The organism is Truepera sp., from assembly GCA_032027045.1.
Lineage (GTDB): Bacteria > Deinococcota > Deinococci > Deinococcales > Trueperaceae > JAAYYF01.
In genome coordinates, this window is sequence record JAVSMU010000001.1 from 1,830,776 (window position 1) to 1,845,554 (window position 14,779).

Annotated in this window: 15 protein-coding genes and 3 tRNA genes; 10 read left to right on the forward strand and 8 right to left on the reverse strand. The window is 66.7% G+C overall.

What is annotated here, in order from left to right; translation table 11 throughout:
* Nucleotides 1-32: 32 nt before the first annotated feature.
* From ROY82_08405 to ROY82_08415, 3 genes are all read right to left on the reverse strand, one after another.
* Nucleotides 33-863 (reverse strand): enoyl-ACP reductase, encoded by an 831-nt coding sequence (locus ROY82_08405; protein ID MDT3682480.1) that lies wholly within the window; start codon nt 861-863, stop codon nt 33-35.
* Nucleotides 864-925: 62 nt separating this feature from the next.
* Nucleotides 926-1,975: a response regulator gene (locus ROY82_08410; protein MDT3682481.1), complete on the reverse strand. Its 1,050-nt coding sequence runs from the start codon at nt 1,973-1,975 to the stop codon at nt 926-928.
* Nucleotides 1,976-2,080: 105 nt separating this feature from the next.
* A complete protein-coding gene (locus ROY82_08415; protein ID MDT3682482.1) occupies nt 2,081-2,272 on the reverse strand; it encodes a hypothetical protein in 192 nt (63 codons plus the stop codon).
* A 91-nt stretch (nt 2,273-2,363) separates the two neighbouring features.
* Between ROY82_08415 and ROY82_08420 the strand changes: the two genes are divergently transcribed.
* From ROY82_08420 to glmM, 4 genes are read left to right on the forward strand one after another with little or no spacing between them, the layout of a single operon-like run.
* On the forward strand, nt 2,364-3,176 hold the full coding sequence (locus ROY82_08420; GenBank protein ID MDT3682483.1) for a CDP-alcohol phosphatidyltransferase family protein: 813 nt from the start codon (nt 2,364-2,366) through the stop codon (nt 3,174-3,176).
* Nucleotides 3,173-3,919, forward strand: a complete 747-nt coding sequence (tmpR, locus tag ROY82_08425; GenBank protein MDT3682484.1) for a bifunctional dihydropteridine reductase/dihydrofolate reductase TmpR — start codon at nt 3,173-3,175, stop codon at nt 3,917-3,919. The genes ROY82_08420 and tmpR overlap by 4 nt, the downstream gene beginning before the upstream one ends.
* Before the next feature lies 1 nt (nt 3,920).
* Nucleotides 3,921-6,578 carry a DNA polymerase I gene (gene polA, locus ROY82_08430; GenBank protein MDT3682485.1) on the forward strand — a complete coding sequence of 886 codons (2,658 nt, stop codon included), beginning with the start codon at nt 3,921-3,923 and terminating at the stop codon, nt 6,576-6,578.
* Nucleotides 6,579-6,620: 42 nt separating this feature from the next.
* Complete coding sequence (glmM, locus tag ROY82_08435) at nt 6,621-8,024, forward strand: phosphoglucosamine mutase (protein ID MDT3682486.1); 1,404 nt, start codon at nt 6,621-6,623, stop codon at nt 8,022-8,024.
* Here the strand turns inward: glmM and ROY82_08440 are convergent.
* The gene (locus ROY82_08440) at nt 8,021-8,329 is read right to left on the reverse strand and encodes a hypothetical protein (protein MDT3682487.1); all 309 of its coding nucleotides are present in this window, start codon (nt 8,327-8,329) and stop codon (nt 8,021-8,023) included. The genes glmM and ROY82_08440 overlap by 4 nt on opposite strands.
* Nucleotides 8,330-8,714: 385 nt before the next feature.
* On the opposite strand from ROY82_08440, the gene ROY82_08445 reads away from it, so the two are divergent.
* The 4 genes from ROY82_08445 (at nt 8,715) to ROY82_08460 (ending at nt 10,257) form a co-directional block, all read left to right on the forward strand.
* On the forward strand, nt 8,715-9,650 hold the full coding sequence (locus ROY82_08445; GenBank protein ID MDT3682488.1) for a GNAT family N-acetyltransferase: 936 nt from the start codon (nt 8,715-8,717) through the stop codon (nt 9,648-9,650).
* 297 nt (nt 9,651-9,947) lie between these two features.
* Nucleotides 9,948-10,037, forward strand: a tRNA-Ser gene (locus ROY82_08450).
* Between the two features lie 26 nt (nt 10,038-10,063).
* Nucleotides 10,064-10,156, forward strand: a tRNA-Ser gene (locus tag ROY82_08455).
* 24 nt (nt 10,157-10,180) lie between these two features.
* Nucleotides 10,181-10,257: transfer RNA gene (locus ROY82_08460), tRNA-Arg, on the forward strand.
* 275 nt (nt 10,258-10,532) lie between these two features.
* Here ROY82_08460 and ROY82_08465 read toward each other — a convergent pair.
* Both ROY82_08465 and ROY82_08470 read right to left on the reverse strand, forming a co-directional pair.
* Complete coding sequence (locus ROY82_08465) at nt 10,533-11,033, reverse strand: RES family NAD+ phosphorylase (protein MDT3682489.1); 501 nt, start codon at nt 11,031-11,033, stop codon at nt 10,533-10,535.
* Between the two features lie 69 nt (nt 11,034-11,102).
* Nucleotides 11,103-11,468 (reverse strand): antitoxin Xre/MbcA/ParS toxin-binding domain-containing protein, encoded by a 366-nt coding sequence (locus tag ROY82_08470; protein MDT3682490.1) that lies wholly within the window; start codon nt 11,466-11,468, stop codon nt 11,103-11,105.
* Nucleotides 11,469-11,758: 290 nt separating this feature from the next.
* Between ROY82_08470 and ROY82_08475 the strand changes: the two genes are divergently transcribed.
* Nucleotides 11,759-12,511, forward strand: coding sequence for an SDR family oxidoreductase (locus ROY82_08475; protein ID MDT3682491.1), 753 nt, complete (start codon nt 11,759-11,761; stop codon nt 12,509-12,511).
* Nucleotides 12,512-12,599: 88 nt separating this feature from the next.
* Complete coding sequence (locus ROY82_08480) at nt 12,600-13,358, forward strand: uracil-DNA glycosylase (protein MDT3682492.1); 759 nt, start codon at nt 12,600-12,602, stop codon at nt 13,356-13,358.
* Nucleotides 13,359-13,368: 10 nt separating this feature from the next.
* Here the strand turns inward: ROY82_08480 and ROY82_08485 are convergent, their stop codons facing one another.
* Nucleotides 13,369-14,274 (reverse strand): RNA methyltransferase, encoded by a 906-nt coding sequence (locus ROY82_08485; protein ID MDT3682493.1) that lies wholly within the window; start codon nt 14,272-14,274, stop codon nt 13,369-13,371.
* A 107-nt stretch (nt 14,275-14,381) separates the two neighbouring features.
* Nucleotides 14,382-14,669, reverse strand: a complete 288-nt coding sequence (gene rpsT / locus ROY82_08490; protein MDT3682494.1) for a 30S ribosomal protein S20 — start codon at nt 14,667-14,669, stop codon at nt 14,382-14,384.
* Between the last annotated feature and the right edge of the window lie 110 nt (nt 14,670-14,779).

Here is a 14,779-nt window from a genome sequence, read left to right on the forward strand (position 1 = left end):
GTCCGTGCGCCGCCCGCCCGGGCGGCCCTTCGTTACTGCCGGCCCGGAGGTACGAATAGACCGATGGCGTTGAAGCCCGCATCGACGTACAAGGTTTCGCCCGTTACGCCGCCACCGAGCTGTTCGACTAGCAGCGAGAGACCGACGCCGCCCACCTCGTCGTGCGTGATGTTGCGGTGGAGCATCGACATCTGACCGGCCTGTTCGTAGAGTTCGGTGAAGCCCGTGATGGAGCGCGCCGCGATGGTCCGCAGGGCTCCGGCGCTGATGGCGTTCACGCGCACGCCCTTGGGACCCAGGTCGTAGGCGAGGTAACGCACGCTGGCCTCCAGGGCGGCCTTGGCCACGCCCATCATGTTGTAGTGGGGCACCACCCGCTCGGCCGCCAGGTAAGTGAGCGTCACAATGCTGCCGCCCTCGCGCATGAGCGGGGCGGCGCGCTTGGCCGAGGCAACGAGCGAATACGCGCTCACGTCCATGGCGGTCTGCCAAGCCTGCCGAGAAGTTTCGACGAAGGGGTTCGAGAAGGTCTCGGCCGGCGCGAACGCCAGTGCGTGGACGAGGTAGTCGAGCTTGCCGAACTCGCCCTCGACCGCCTCGAAAAGAGCGTCCAGCGCAGCGTCATCACCCACGTCACACTCGATCAGGAACGGTTTTTCGAGATCCTCGGTGAGCTTCTCGAGCGTAGGCCGCAGGCGTTCGGCCTGGTAGCTGAAGGCCAGCCGGGCGCCGGCCTGCGCGAGGGGTTGCGCGATGGCCCAACCGAGCGAGCGTTGGTTGGCCACGCCCATGACTAGACCGGTCTTGCCGGTGAGGTCGATGCTGTACATGAAGGCTCCTTGGGTCCTGGCCGCGATGGGCATGGTTTCCGACATTCTACTGCGTCACCGGGTCGGCGCGTTCCGGCGCCCCCTGCCGCTTTCCCTTAGCCCTCTTCCATGAGCCGCTCGAAGCGCTCTCGGGCCTCGACGGCCCGGGCGCGCTCGCCGCGCGCCTCCCAGGTCTCGGCAAGCCCCTCCCAGGCGGTCTCGCTGTAGGGCTCGTGCTCCGTCATGAGCTGGTAGAGCATCGTGGCCTCCGTGAGGTCGGCTTCGTCTCTCGCCTTCTCGGCCGCCCCCTCGAGGAGGGAGAGGTGTGAGGCTTGCAGGCTGAGGCGTACGTTGTCCACCCAGTTGGAATCGAACCCCGTCAGGAAGTGCCCGGAGTAGACGCGAATCGCGTCCATGTACTCGCTCAGCCCGCCGCGCTCGCGCGCCTGACGCGCCAGCTTGCGGTAGATCTCGACGTCGTAATCGATCTGGAACTTGTCGTGCAGGTAGTAACGCCGGTTCGCGCTTTCGACCACGTCGCCGCCCATGACCTTGCGCAAGCGGTAGAGGGTGGTGTGGAAGCTGCTGGAGGCCTTCGACTCGGTCTTGCCCGGCCAGAGCGCCTCGGCGACTTCGAAGGTGGTGACGCCGGCGCGGTGCTCGAGCAGGTAGAAGAGCAGTTCGAGCGCCTTGAGCGAATCCCAATCGAGACGCTCCCCCTCGCGCATCACCCTGGGGTGCCCGAAGCCGTGCGCTGCCACCACGCCCGTGAGGGGATGCCGCAGCTCGGCCAGGCGCCGCAAGCGGACGCTGACGGCCTGGAGGAGCTCGTCTTTCTCGACGGGCTTCGTGAGGTAGTCGTCGGCGCCGAGGGTCATGCCCTTGCGCATGGAGGCGCGGTCCTCGAGGGCGGTGAGGAACAGGAAGGGTACCCCACGCAGCTCCGCGATCTCGTGCACCTGGGCGTAGAACTCGAAGCCGTCCATGGGCGGCATGGAGATGTCGGAAACGACCACGTCGGGCCGCAGGCCGTCACGGAGCTCGCTGAGCGCCTCCCGTGGATCGTCGAAAGTGATGACGCCGTAGCCGGCCCCCGTCAGGGTCAGTTCGCTGACTTTGAGCATCGACGGTTCGTCGTCGACAACCAACACCAAAGTTGCCGTCACGTGAGAAGTCTACCAACGCGGGCCAGAGCGGTTTTATGAAGAACTTGACGCCGGGGGGCGGTTCGGCGCTGCCGCCTGCGTCCCACACGGCCTTCCACCGGCCGCTCAACCATGTGGCGCGCTGCGGGTCTCGTAATGGACGAGCGCGCTGAACTCCACGCCATCGCCGTAAGTAGCCGTGGCGAACTTGATGTCCTTGATGACGTCATCTCTATCCAGGCCCTCGATGAACTCGTTGAGGCGCCGCTCGAAGTGCTCGACGCTGTTCGAGGTAACCAGCTTGAACTTCGGGTCCACGATCTTTGTCCTCCGCTCCGGCGTTCGCGCCGTCACTCACGGCCGGCCGACCAAATGATAACCGCGGCGTCTGGACTGCTAGCCTTACATCATGCCGCCCGCCGACAAACCGCGGCCCCGTAGCGAGTTGGTCATGTTCCTGGTTCGCCCGGCCGCCAATGCGGTGGTGCGGGTTCTGGCGCGAACGGGCGTCGAGCCATGGCAGGTGGTGGCCGGTCACACGGTGATCGGCTTCGTGGCGGCGTACTTGGTGGCGACGTACTCACATTCCGCGTGGGTCTGGGCGGCGGTCCTGCTGCAGGTGAAGACCGTGCTCGACAACGCCGACGGCGGCCTGGCCCGCGCCACGGGCCGCGTTACCGAGTTCGGCCGCTACTTCGACACCGTTTGCGACCTGCTCGTCAACGTCGCCCTGTTCGCGGCCCTGACCCGGCACGGCCCCGCCGCGGGCGCCTGGGTGGCCTTCGTCATCGTGACGCTGGCGCTCACGGCCGACTTCAACGCCGAGCGCCTGTACAAGGAAGCGCGCGGGGTGAAGCCCTCCGAACCCGGCCCACCGGGCGCCTGGGCATGGAGCCTCGCCCTCGTGCGCGGCTTCTACCAGGCCGTCCTCTCCCCACAGGACCGCGCCTACCGCGCCCTGGACGCCTGGCTCTTCAGAACGGCGGCCGGCAAGCGGTGGACCGAGGCGGACTCCGGCGAGCGGCAGCGCTGGGCCGACCTCTTCTCCACCGGGGCACTCGTCAACCTCGGGCTGAGCACGCAGTACCTGGCGCTGGGCATAGTGCTCGCACTGGGCATGCCGTACGCTTACGTCATGATCTGTTGGGCGCAACTCGCGTACGTGACGACCGTGCAGGCCGTGCGGGTGCTGCGGTACCGCGCGCGTGCAGCCACGGCATGAGCGCCGCATCACCCGGCCCCGCGGGCGGCCGTCCCGCGGCGCTAGTGACCGGTTCGGCCAAAGGCATCGGTAAGGCCATCCTCCTGGCCCTGGCGGCCGACGGCTACGACGTGATGGTCCATTACCGCCGCAGCCAGGCCGAAGCCGAGGCCGTGGTGGCGGCGGCCACGGCGCATGGCGCTCACGCCGTCGCCGTGGCCGCCGACGTGACGCTCGAGGCCGAGGCCCGCGACCTGGTCGACGCCGCCTACTCCCTCTTCGGGCGCTTAGACGTGCTCGTCAACAACGTCGGCAACTACCACCACGGCCCCTTGGCCGACCTCTCCAGCGAGGTCTGGCACGAGATGCTCGCCAGCAACCTCTACTCGACTTTCTACACTTGCCAGCGGGCCGTGCCCTACCTGAGGCTGGCGCCTAACGGCGGCCGCATCGTGAACATCGGTTACGCGGGCGCCGAGCAGTTGCGGGCAAGGCCTAAGATCGCCGCTTACGGCATCGCCAAGACGGGCGTCATCCTCTACTCGAAGGCGTTGGCGCTTTCCGAGGCGGCCAGCGGCCTGACCGTCAACGTCGTCAGCCCGGGCGTCGCCGCCAACAGCGTCACGCAGCCGCTCAAGGAGCTGCCCATGGGCCGCGTTGCCCGCCTGGACGAGATCGTGGCGGCGGTGAAGTACTTCCTGAGCCCCGCGGCCGATTACGTGACCGGCGTCACGCTCGAGGTCGCGGGCGGTTGGAACGTCTGACGTGCCCAAGCCGCGGCAGAGCAACCAGCAACCGTCGCTCTTCGCGGGCGACGGGCCCGGCGGCACCGGCGGCGTGGATGAGGCGCCGGCTGACCGCCGGCTGGTGCTCGTGGACGGTCACGGCCTGGCGTACCGGGCGTACTTCGCCATCAGGCAGCTCTCGACCTCCACAGGCGTGCCCACCAATGCCGTCTACGGCTTCATCCGCTCGCTTCTCGAGCTGCTGAGGGGCTTGGGGCCGCAAGACAGCCTGGTGATCGCGTTCGACGCGCCCGCCAGGACGTTCCGCAAGGAGAAGTTCGAGGATTACAAGGCGCATAGGGCGCCGACACCCGATGACCTGCCCATGCAGTTGAACACGATCAGGGCGCTGGTCGACCTGTTGGGGGTGCAGCGGGTAGAGGTGCCCGGGCTGGAGGCCGACGACCTGATCGGCTCCATGGCCCACCGCGCGGCCAGCGAGGGCTGGCTCGTGGACATCGTCACGAGCGACCGCGACGCCCTCCAACTGGTCACCGAACGCGTGAACGTCGTAAGCCCCGACGGCAAGCGGCGCATGGACCCGGCGGCCGTCGAGGAGAAGTACGGCGTGACGCCGTCGCAGTGGGTCGATTACCGCGCGCTCACCGGCGACGCCTCCGACAACATCCCGGGCGTCAAGGGCATCGGTCCCGTGGCCGCTCGAACGCTCCTGGGGCGCTTCGGCGGTATCGACGCCATCCTCGACGAGCTCGACGAGCTTCCGAGCCCCTCACAGGCGACCGCCATCCGCCAGTCCATGGCGGACCTCGAGCTCTCGCGGACGCTGTCGCGCATCGTCACCGACGCGCCCGTCGACGTCACCCCGGTACCTGCCGCCGAGCGCGTGGTCAAGGAGGAGGCGCTCACCGCCGCCCTTCGTGAGCTGGAGTTCGGGAGCCTGCTGCACGAACTCGGGCTCACGGAACGGACCACCTACCGGCGCGCCGCCTGGGAGGAGGTGCAGCGCGCGGTGGCGGACGGCAGCACTCGGGGGAGCGCAAGCACTCTGTTTGACGGCATCACTTGGTCGTACGGCTTCCGCTTGAGCGACGAGCGCCCCACCGCCGCCACGGTGATCGAGCTGGCGCTGGCGGCCGTCGAAGGCTCGGGCGAGGCGCGGCGGCTGGTTGCCGAAGCACCAAACGCAGGTGCCGGCGTCGGCCTGGCCACGTGGGTGCGTGGCAGGGTGAACGCGCCCGATGCCAAGGCCCTGGTGGTGGCGGCACGCGTGGCGGGCGCAGGCGACGCCGTGCCCGGCGACGATCCACTCCTCATGGCCTACCTGCTCGACTCGGTGGGGGCCAGCGCAGAGACGCTCGCGCGGCGCCTGGGCGCGGGCGAATGGGGCAACACCGCGGGCGAGCATGCGGTGGTCGGCGCCGAGCTGTTGCGGATGATGGGCGGCAGACTGCAGGGGAACCAGCGCTCGGTTTACGAGCGCATCGAGCGTCCGCTCCAGGCCGTACTGGTCGACATGGAGGTGGCAGGCATACAGCTCGACACCGACCTCTTGGCCCGTCTGTCGCGCGAGGCCGCTGACGACCTGGCGGCCCTCGAGGGCCGGCTTCGGGAGATAGCCGGCACGCCCGACTTCAACGTCGCGTCGCGCGACCAGGTGGCGTGGCTGCTGTTCGAGAAGCTCGGCCTGAGGGCGGGCCAGCGAACGGCCACGGGCAAGAGGAGCACGTCGGTCAGCGCTATAGAGCCGCTGCGCGGCGAGCACGAGGCGGTGGACCTCGTTCTGGAACACCGCGAGATCGCGAAGCTGAAGGGCACCTACCTAGACCCCCTTCCCGCCCTCGCGGACCCCAAAGGGCGCGTGCACACGACGTTCGAGCAGGCGGTGGTGGCCACCGGCCGGCTCTCGAGCGTGAACCCGAACCTCCAGAACGTGCCCGTGCGCACGGCGCGCGGCCGCGAGGTGCGCCGCGCGTTCGTGGCCGGGCCGGGCCGGCTGTTGCTCGTCGCCGACTACTCCCAGATCGAGTTGCGCATGCTGGCGCACATAGCCGACGAGCCGGCGCTGAAGGCGGCGTTCTTGGCCGGCGAGGACATCCACCGCAGCACGGCCGCAGGCGTCTACGGCGTCGAGCCCGACGCCGTCAACTCCGACATGCGGCGCGTGGCCAAGGTCATCAACTTCGGTGTCTTGTACGGCATGTCGGCCCAGCGGCTCAGCCGTGAGCTGGAGATCTCGTTCGAGCGCGCCGACACCTTCATCGGCACCTACTTCAAGCGCTACCCGCGGGTCAGGGCCTACATAGACGACACGCTCGAGGCCGCCCGCCAGTCGGGCTACGTGGAGACCATCATGGGCAGGCGCCGCGCCGTGCCCGACCTCATAAGCCCGAACAGAAGCGTGCGCGAGGCGGCCGAGCGCATGGCTTACAACATGCCCATCCAGGGCAGCGCCGCCGACGTCATGAAGCTCGCCATGCTCGAACTGGCCCCGGCCTTGGCCGAACTTGGGGGCCGGTTGCTGCTACAGGTCCACGACGAGATCGTCGCCGAGGTGCCCGAAGAGCGGGCGGCCGAGGCGGGGCCGTTGGTGAAGGACATCATGGCCACCGTGGTCGAACTGACGGTGCCCCTCGAGGCGGCCGTAGGACTGGGCCACAACTGGTTGGACGCCAAGTAGCCGACCAAGGCGGTCGCGCCTCCGCCGGTTATCATTGGCCGCATGGCAACGAGGCGTTATTTCGGCACAGATGGCGTTCGCGGGGTCGCGGGAATGCACCCGATGACCGCGACGTTCGCGCTGAACCTGGGGATGGCGGTGGCCGAGACCGTCCACCCGAGCGGCGGCGGGCAGCCTCACGTGCTGATCGGCATGGACACGCGGCGGTCGGGTCTCATGCTGGCCCACGCCGCTGCCGCGGGCCTTACGGCTCGCGGGGCCAGAGTCACTTGGCTCGGCGTGCTGCCAACCCCGGGCGTCTCGTTCCTGACGCGGGCACTGAAGGCCGATGCCGGTCTCATGGTCTCGGCCAGCCACAACCCCTTCGACGACAACGGTCTCAAACTGTTCGACCGTAACGGGGAGAAGCTGTCCGACGACGTAGAAGCCGAGATCGAGGCCTTGATAGACAGCCTCGATGGCGGCGGCGCCGCCGGGCTTGCCGACGTCGTGGGCGAGCGCATCGGACGCATAAGCGTGGCCCGGCCCTGGGACATAAACGATTCCTCGAACGGCCCAGACGCCAGCATCCTCAACGCCTACGTCAAGCACCTGTTCGACAATGCCCCGTACCTCGACGGCCTGCGGCTCGTGGTCGACTGCGCCCATGGCGCCAGCTACCAGATCGCGCCGCAGCTCTTCGCCAAGCTGGGTGCACGCCTGGAGGTCGTCAACGCCGACCCGGACGGGCTCAACATCAACGTGGACTGCGGTTCCACCCACGCCGAGGCGCTCACCGCCCATGTCGTCGACGGCGGGTTCGAGGTCGGCATCACCTTCGACGGCGACGCCGATCGGGCCCTCCTGATCGACTCGAGGGGCCGCGTGGTCACGGGCGATCAGATGTTGGCGATAACCGCACTGTCAAGGGGCGAGAAGGCGCTGGTGGCCACCCAGATGAGCAATTTGGGGACGGAGACGTTCCTGTCGAAGCATGGCGTGAAGATGCACAGGGCGAGGGTGGGCGACCGCTACGTGTTCGAAGAGCTCAAGAAGAACGGGCTGACGTTGGGCGGCGAGCAGTCGGGCCACCTGTTGTTCCTCGACAAGGCGCCGACCGGGGACGGCATCCTCACCTCGCTGTTGACGCTGGCAGCGGTGCGCAAGTCGGGCCGCAGCCTCGAGTCCTGGATGGACGAGATCCCCGTGTTCCCGCAGGTCCTCAAGAACGTGACGGTTCCGCCAGGCGCGCGCGACGAACTGGCCGGCGCGGCCACCGTGGCGAGCGCGGTTCGTGCGGCAGAACAGGAACTCGGCGCCACCGGGCGCGTGCTGCTGCGCGCCAGCGGCACCGAGCCCCTCGTGCGTGTGATGGTCGAGGGTACGGACCTGGAGCAGGTGGAGCGACTGGCGAACAACGTCGTCCGGGCTGTGGAGTCCGCCGCGCAGACCGCCGGGGCGGCCTAGGAAACGAAGCCCGCCACGTAGTAGTCCGCGGCCGCGTGGGGCAGCTCGTCGGTCTTCAGGATGCAGAGGGTCCCCGTTACCGACTCCTGGTGGCACTCCCGGATGGTTCCGAAGGACGGCAGGCTCTGCCGCACCTTGGGCAGGTGCTCGTCTGGCTGTTGGCTCCGGTGCTCGTCCACGACTTTCTCATAGGCCGCCTGCAGGCCCTCGATGTCGTCGGCTTCGGCGACGATCCCCATACCGTTCCTGATCACGAGCAGCGACTTCATGTCGGCTCGCTTCGCTTTTAGGTCGGCGTCATTCATAGTGCTCGACCTCCTTTCCTCTTACCATCTACCCTAGTACCTATGGCCGCCTGACTCTGGTGTAGATGGACATCCGGCAAGGAAAGGCTGGTGCTAGGTGCTGACGCAACGGCCATTACTACGAGTGGCTGGTGAGCCACGGCTCGTGCGTCGTCCGGACTGCAGCGTTCGACCCGACAATTCTCAACGCAGTTCCGAGTCCTGAAGCTCTGTAGCAAGTGTGCCAGCCATGACGCCACACGCGAGCGGTAGTGTCTAGTTCGCATGTTACGGTCGGCGCAATGATCCAGGAGGTGGGTGGGGCGCCGTGTGTGTTGAGCGTCCTTTCCGTGTCCGCTACAGGCCACCCGTTCTCGCAGCCTAAAGGAGTACCCGCGCATTGCCCGTGACGATTCGTTCGCCGCGCGCCGAGGACTACCCCGTCCTTGCGGCCATCCACAACGAACAGAACGAACCTGACTGGCACACCACACCCGGGCGCCTGGCCGCATCCGATGCGCGGTCGGAAGCTCGAACGTCCCTCTTCCGGAGGCTCGTGGTCGAGGACGCCGGCCAGCTCCTCGCCACCGGCACGATCCACGGCGACTTCGGCGACCCGCCCCAACCCGGCAGGCGCTGGGTGTATCTATTCACCCACTCTGATCACAGGGGAAGGGGACTCGATCGCCAGATGCTACGGCGGGCCCTCGCATTGGATCCGGGGCCGGTCTCGGAGGTGGCCACCACAATCCGTGCCGACTTCATCGGCATGACGAGCTTCCTCGAAGAGGAAGGCTTCAAGGAGCTCTACCGCACCTGGGGCTCGCACCTCGACCTCAAGCGCTTCGATGCCGCCGCCTTCGAGCCACTGACAGCCGAACTGGAGAAACAGGGCGTTCGCTTGGTTCCCTACTCCGACCTCGCGCAGGCAGCCGAGCTCGTCGACCGCATCATCGCCTTCCAGCGACAGGCCGAGGAGGACTCATTAGCGTTCGAGCCGGTAATCCCCCGCCGCCAGGACGACCTGATGAGCGAGTACGCGATGCCCGACACCCTCACGTTGGCGTTGACTGGAAAGGGCGAGATCGTCGGCATGTCGAGCCTCGTTGGCCCGCCGCGTGGTGAGATGATCGAGATCGGCTTTACCGGAGTAGCGAGGTCGTACCGACGCCGCGGGATCGCCACGGCGCTCGAGGCCCACACCGCTTCACGCGCGCGGGAGCTCGGATTCACGGATCTCAACGCCGCCGGAGCCGGAGGCGATTCTCCCAACCTGCGGGTGAAGAGAAGGTTGGGCTACGACATCGAACCCGCATGGATAACCTTCGCCAAGCGCTACTGATCATTCCTGGGCAGCTGGCGTGTCAATCGCCTTGTTCTCTCACTGCGGTGCCCACCTCTAGCCCACCTGCACCCGGTAACATCGCACCTGAAGTCCCACCCACCTCGACCAACAGGACGAGTTCACGTCGTCGCGTCGTCGCGTCGCGTCGTTGACAGTGCCGAGAACCCTTGCGTATACTTGCCAACGCTGACCGCACGGGCGGTCCTGCACGACACTCTCTACCGTGTGTATTGGCAGGTTCCGGACGGGCTGACAGGGAGTAACCGCAGGCTTCAAGCTGGTAGAAGGTTGACCGGAGGGTTGGCCGAGCGGTCGAAGGCGGCGGTCTTGAAAACCGTAGACGGGGCGACTCGTCCGGGGGTTCGAATCCCTCACCCTCCGCCAAGGTAAGGTCAGTTGCGGAGTAGCGCGGAGAGGTGGCCGAGCGGCTGAAGGCGCTCCCCTGCTAAGGGAGTATGGGGGCAAAACCTCCATCGAGGGTTCAAATCCCTCCCTCTCCGCCAAACGACTCAAGGGTCGTACGACTTGCGCCCGTAGCTCAGCTGGATAGAGCGTCTGACTACGGATCAGAAGGCCAGGGGTTCGAATCCTCTCGGGCGCACCAAACAAAGCACGATGGGCACGGCGCTTCTCACGAGGCGCTTTTCGCCGTTGGGGTCGTTGGTAGCTGGCTGGTAGCCATTCGCAGCATCGTGGAATGCCCTGGCCAGTCGCCGTCAGTAGTCAGCCGGTCTCGATTCTGGGCATGCACTGACGGAGGTAGCCGTTCGAGGATGGTCAAATTGGACGGCGGGGCCGTGGTTAGGGGTCACATAAGATATTCCCAGGGGACCCAGCCGGCGTTCCAGCGGTGCAAGCGTTCCCCACTAGCCGGAAACGTCAGGGGATGCGGAAGGTGTGGATTGTATCTGGGTTGCTCACCTGTACCCAGCTTTGCCCGCCTACCTTGAGATTGTCCGGAAAGACGATGACGTTCGTGGTTTCGTGGGGAGGCACGGCCGTGGGCGCGAACAACGCCTGTACGCCGGCTTCGTAAGCAAGTCTTGCGATCCTCTGGGTGGGACGGGGGTTCTCTGGCGTTCCACGGAGCCACGCCGCGAACAGGTGTTCGCGTTTCACGCCGAGCAGAGCGAGCGTAGTCGGGTCGCGTAGATCGAGGACGCGCTCGAGGTGGTATTCGAGAGCGAAGAGGACCATTGGCGGCGCGGGCTTGAATGCCACTTCCTGTTTGCTTTTTACGAGGAATTCTGTTTCTTTCAGGGCCGCTATTGGATTCTCGCTCGTGTAAAGGGCCCGGAATCTACCCTGCACGTGGTATCGGCCGGGCGCCTTGAGGGCGCCGATGCCGCTGATGGGGTCGTTTGCATGTTTGAGTTTCACGAAGGGGTAGGAAAAGCCTCTGGCGGCTGTAATTGGGAGGTGGCCTTGGGGCCCAGACGGCTGGGGCACTCAGGCGGGCGCTCCGCTGAGCATGTGGTCGACGAGTTCTTGCACGATGTCGATCTCGCCATTGCGCATGAGGTCTATGGGGCTGTCGCCATCGAGGGCGGGGTGGGGGGCCTTGAGCCAGATTCGGACGCTGCGGTCATCCCCGCCGGTGAGCTGCTTGAGGGCACTGATGATGTAGACGACTTTCCCGAGAGCGGGTTGGAGGGAGGCGGCGGCGGGGTCTTGCCGGATGCGCCGGTCGCTCTTACCCGTGATGGAGGCTACGTCCCCGGTCTTGACGTGAAGATAGTCGCGCACGCGCGTGGCGTCTATGTGCCCGAGGTCGTTATAGAAACCAGGGTCAGTGTGAGAGAGAATTCCAGGCATGTTTACCGCCTCCTTTCCTACTGCAATCTTACCACTTTTCCAGTCATGTTGAAGGCACAACTTTGCCGCACACCTTCCTGCTGGGAGGGATGGACACTGCCTTCTTGACGCTTCCTCTTGATTCACCTGAACCACCTTTAGACGGGCTCCAGCCCACTCAAGTGCACCGTGCTAGAACAGCACTTCTGCCAGTACGGATGGCCCTGGGCAACCCCACCAGCCACGACCGACAATGAGTTGACGCTAGGCGTGGGTCATCCGCCAGGCGCATTACGGAAAGCGAGGAAACAATGGCACGCTTCGATAAGACGATCGCATTGGTCACCGGTGGCGCCCGCGGCATGGGCGCAGAGCACGTGCGTGGCTTGGTGGCTGAAGGAGCACGCGTAGTAATTGGTGACGTCCTGGAAGAAGAGGGCAAGGCGCTCGCGGCCGGCTTGGGTAGCAACGCGGTGTTCGTCAAGCTCGACGTTACGAAAGAGCAGGACTGGGAGGCGGCGATCGCCGCGGCCGAGAAGCTCGGTGGGCCCCTGACCCTGCTCGTAAACAACGCAGGCGTGCTCGCTATGGCGCCCCTCGCCGACATGCCTACGGCAGATTTCAAGCGCGTCATCGACATCAACTTGCTTGGCACCTTCTTAGGCATCCGGTACGCCGTGCCCCCCATGCGCAAGGCCGGGGGAGGCGTCATCATCAACATCTCCTCCACGGGCGGCATGGTGGGCTACGCGGGCCTCGGGGCCTACGTTGCCAGCAAGTGGGCCGTCCGCGGGCTGACGAAGACCGCGGCGCTGGAACTGGGCCACGACAACATCCGCGTGATGTCCGTTCATCCCGGAGGGATCCGTACTCCGATGACCGAAGGCATGAGCGACGAGATGGCCGCCGGCCAGGCCATCCCTCGCTTCGGAGAGATCGAGGAAGTCACGAAGATGGTGTTGTTCCTCGCCAGCGAAGCGACTTTCAGCACCGGCTCCGAGTTCGTCATCGATGGTGGTGTGCTACTGGGCTCCGTCGCCCCCATCGAGGCAGCAGCGAACTAGGTCGGCGCCCGGCACCCCGAAGCACACCGACCCCTTTCCGGGACCGTGATGGCCGTGACGGTCAGCACGGTCCCGATATCATGTCCGCGTGGATGAGAACTTCGTCCCTGAGCCGACTGAGCGCTCGGCCCAAGGGAACGCGCGCACCTTCGACCCTTACCCGCCGGAACTGGCCACCTGCCGACTCTGTCCGCGCCTGGCGGAGTACCGCGAGCGTGTTGCGCGGGAGAAACGCAAGGCCTACAAGGACGAGGAGTACTGGGGCGCCCCGGTACCCGGCTTCGGCGACCCCAAGGCCAAGCTCGTATTGGTGGGCCTGGCGCCGGGCGCGCACGGCAGCAACCGCACGGGCAGAATGTTCACGGGGGACGCCTCGGGCGACTTCCTTTACCCCGCCCTGCACCGCGCCGGGCTGGCGTCCGGCCCGAAGGCGATCAACCGCTTCGACGGGCTGACTCTGAAAGGCGTCTGGATCACGGCCGCGCTGCGCTGCGTGCCGCCCGGCAACAAGCCCGAGCGGCAGGAGATACTCACGTGTCAGAAGTGGCTCGAGTACGACCTGGACGGGCTCACGAACGCGCGAGTGGCACTGGCCATCGGCAAGATCGGTCACGACGCGGCGCTGACCGCCTGGCGCTCACGCGGGCTTAAGACGACCTTCGCCGCCCACAAGTTCTCCCACGGGGCAGTTCACGATCTGGGCCGGCTTCCAGGAGCTGCCGCAAGTAGCGCGCTGACGCTCGTTGACGTCTACCACGTGAGTTTCCAGAACACGAACACCGGGCGCCTCACGGAGCAGATGTTCGACGAAGTGCTGGCGCGAGCCATGAAGCTGGCGGGGCTCTAGCACTCCTTACTCAATCATCCTCCGGGCCGCGGAAGTGCCCGGGCGGTTGGTCGGCGGCCCACGAGGCCTGGCTCAGGAGTCCGCGCAGAGCGGCCACCTCGTGGGCCGTGGGCTCCGCACGATCGATCAGTCCCCGGTAGACGCGCAAGATGCCCGGGGCGCGGCGCTCGTCGGTGTAGCCGATCTTCAACATCAAGGCCTGCAGCTGAGCGTAGAAGCGCTCGAGCTGGTCCCGGCTCGCTGGTGTGTGGCGAGGCCCGCCCTTTGCCGAGCCCGTTACTCCCTCGCTGGACACGCCGTCCGTCTGGGCACCCCCGGCGGCTTGCGCTTGCACCCCCCCGGCGGCCTGCGCTTGCACACCTCCCGCGGCCTGGACGTAGGCGCCCCCGGCGGCAAGTGGCTGCGCACCTCCGGCGGCCTGTGCGTACTCGTACGCCACCACCAGCACGGCCTGGGCCAGGTTCAACGACGCGAAGTCGACGGTGGGCACGATGATCTGCGCCTGGCAACGCGTCAGCTCGTCGTTGGACAGACCATGGTCCTCGGGGCCGAACACGACCGCCGTGCCGCTCTTCAGTCGCGGGGCGACGGTCCTCGGGGTGAACAGCGGGTAGTTCTCGGCCTTGCGCGGGCGCGCGCTGGTGCCGAAGGCCAGCGTGGTGTCCGCTATGGCGTCCTCGAGCGAGTCGACCACCTTGGCGTTCTCGAGGACCGCCTCGGCGTGCGTGGCGAGGTCGAAGCTCCGCCGGTCGATGCGGCAGCGGGGCGCGACCAGCCAGAGGTCGTGCAGGCCGAAGTTGAGCATGGCCCGCGCCACCGACCCCACGTTCGCAGACTCCTTGGTGCGCACCAGCACGACGCGCGGTCCGCGGGCGACCTCCGGTGCCCTGTCTGCCTTCTGTTCTCCCAAGGTCACGCCGGCGAGCATAGCAGCGCCCGGCAACTCGGCGGCGCGAAAAGAAAAGCCGGCGGAACCGTGCCCGTCGGCCTCATGCTGGTTTGTGCGTGGTGGTCTTCGGCGGCTTAGGCCTCGACCCCTTTGAGTGCGTTGATGCGCTTGGCGAGGCGCGACTTGCGGCGCGCCGCAGTGTTGGCGTGCAGCAGCGACGACTTGATGGCGCGGTCGACCAGGCCCTGGACTACCTTCTGGTACTTGGCGGCCGCATCGAAGTCGCCCGCCTCTGCCGCCGCCACGGCCTTCTTCGTGAAGGTCCGGATGGTGCTCTTCTGCGCGCGGTTGGCTAGGCGACGCACTTCGGCCTGGCGCTGGCGCTTCATGGTTGAAAGGTTGTGTGGCACGTTACTCCTCATTCTTCTTGCTTGGCGCCGGCTGCGGCCGGGAGTTGGGTCTCAAGCTCAAAGGCCCGTTGAGGGCCGACAACTGGCCAATGCTAGCACGGCGTGCGTGACCACTCAAGGCG

Bases quoted from the DNA above. Each gene is read 5' to 3' on its own strand.
- ROY82_08405 (MDT3682480.1), bottom strand. From the start codon at position 863: ATGCCCATCGCGGCCAGGACCCAAGGAGCCTTCATGTACAGCATCGAC.
- ROY82_08420 (MDT3682483.1), top strand. From the start codon at position 2,364: ATGCCGCCCGCCGACAAACCGCGGCCCCGTAGCGAGTTGGTCATGTTC.
- tmpR (MDT3682484.1), top strand. From the start codon at position 3,173: ATGAGCGCCGCATCACCCGGCCCCGCGGGCGGCCGTCCCGCGGCGCTA.
- glmM (MDT3682486.1), top strand. From the start codon at position 6,621: ATGGCAACGAGGCGTTATTTCGGCACAGATGGCGTTCGCGGGGTCGCG.
- ROY82_08440 (MDT3682487.1), bottom strand. From the start codon at position 8,329: ATGAATGACGCCGACCTAAAAGCGAAGCGAGCCGACATGAAGTCGCTG.
- ROY82_08470 (MDT3682490.1), bottom strand. From the start codon at position 11,468: ATGCCTGGAATTCTCTCTCACACTGACCCTGGTTTCTATAACGACCTC.
- ROY82_08475 (MDT3682491.1), top strand. From the start codon at position 11,759: ATGGCACGCTTCGATAAGACGATCGCATTGGTCACCGGTGGCGCCCGC.
- rpsT (MDT3682494.1), bottom strand. From the start codon at position 14,669: ATGAGGAGTAACGTGCCACACAACCTTTCAACCATGAAGCGCCAGCGC.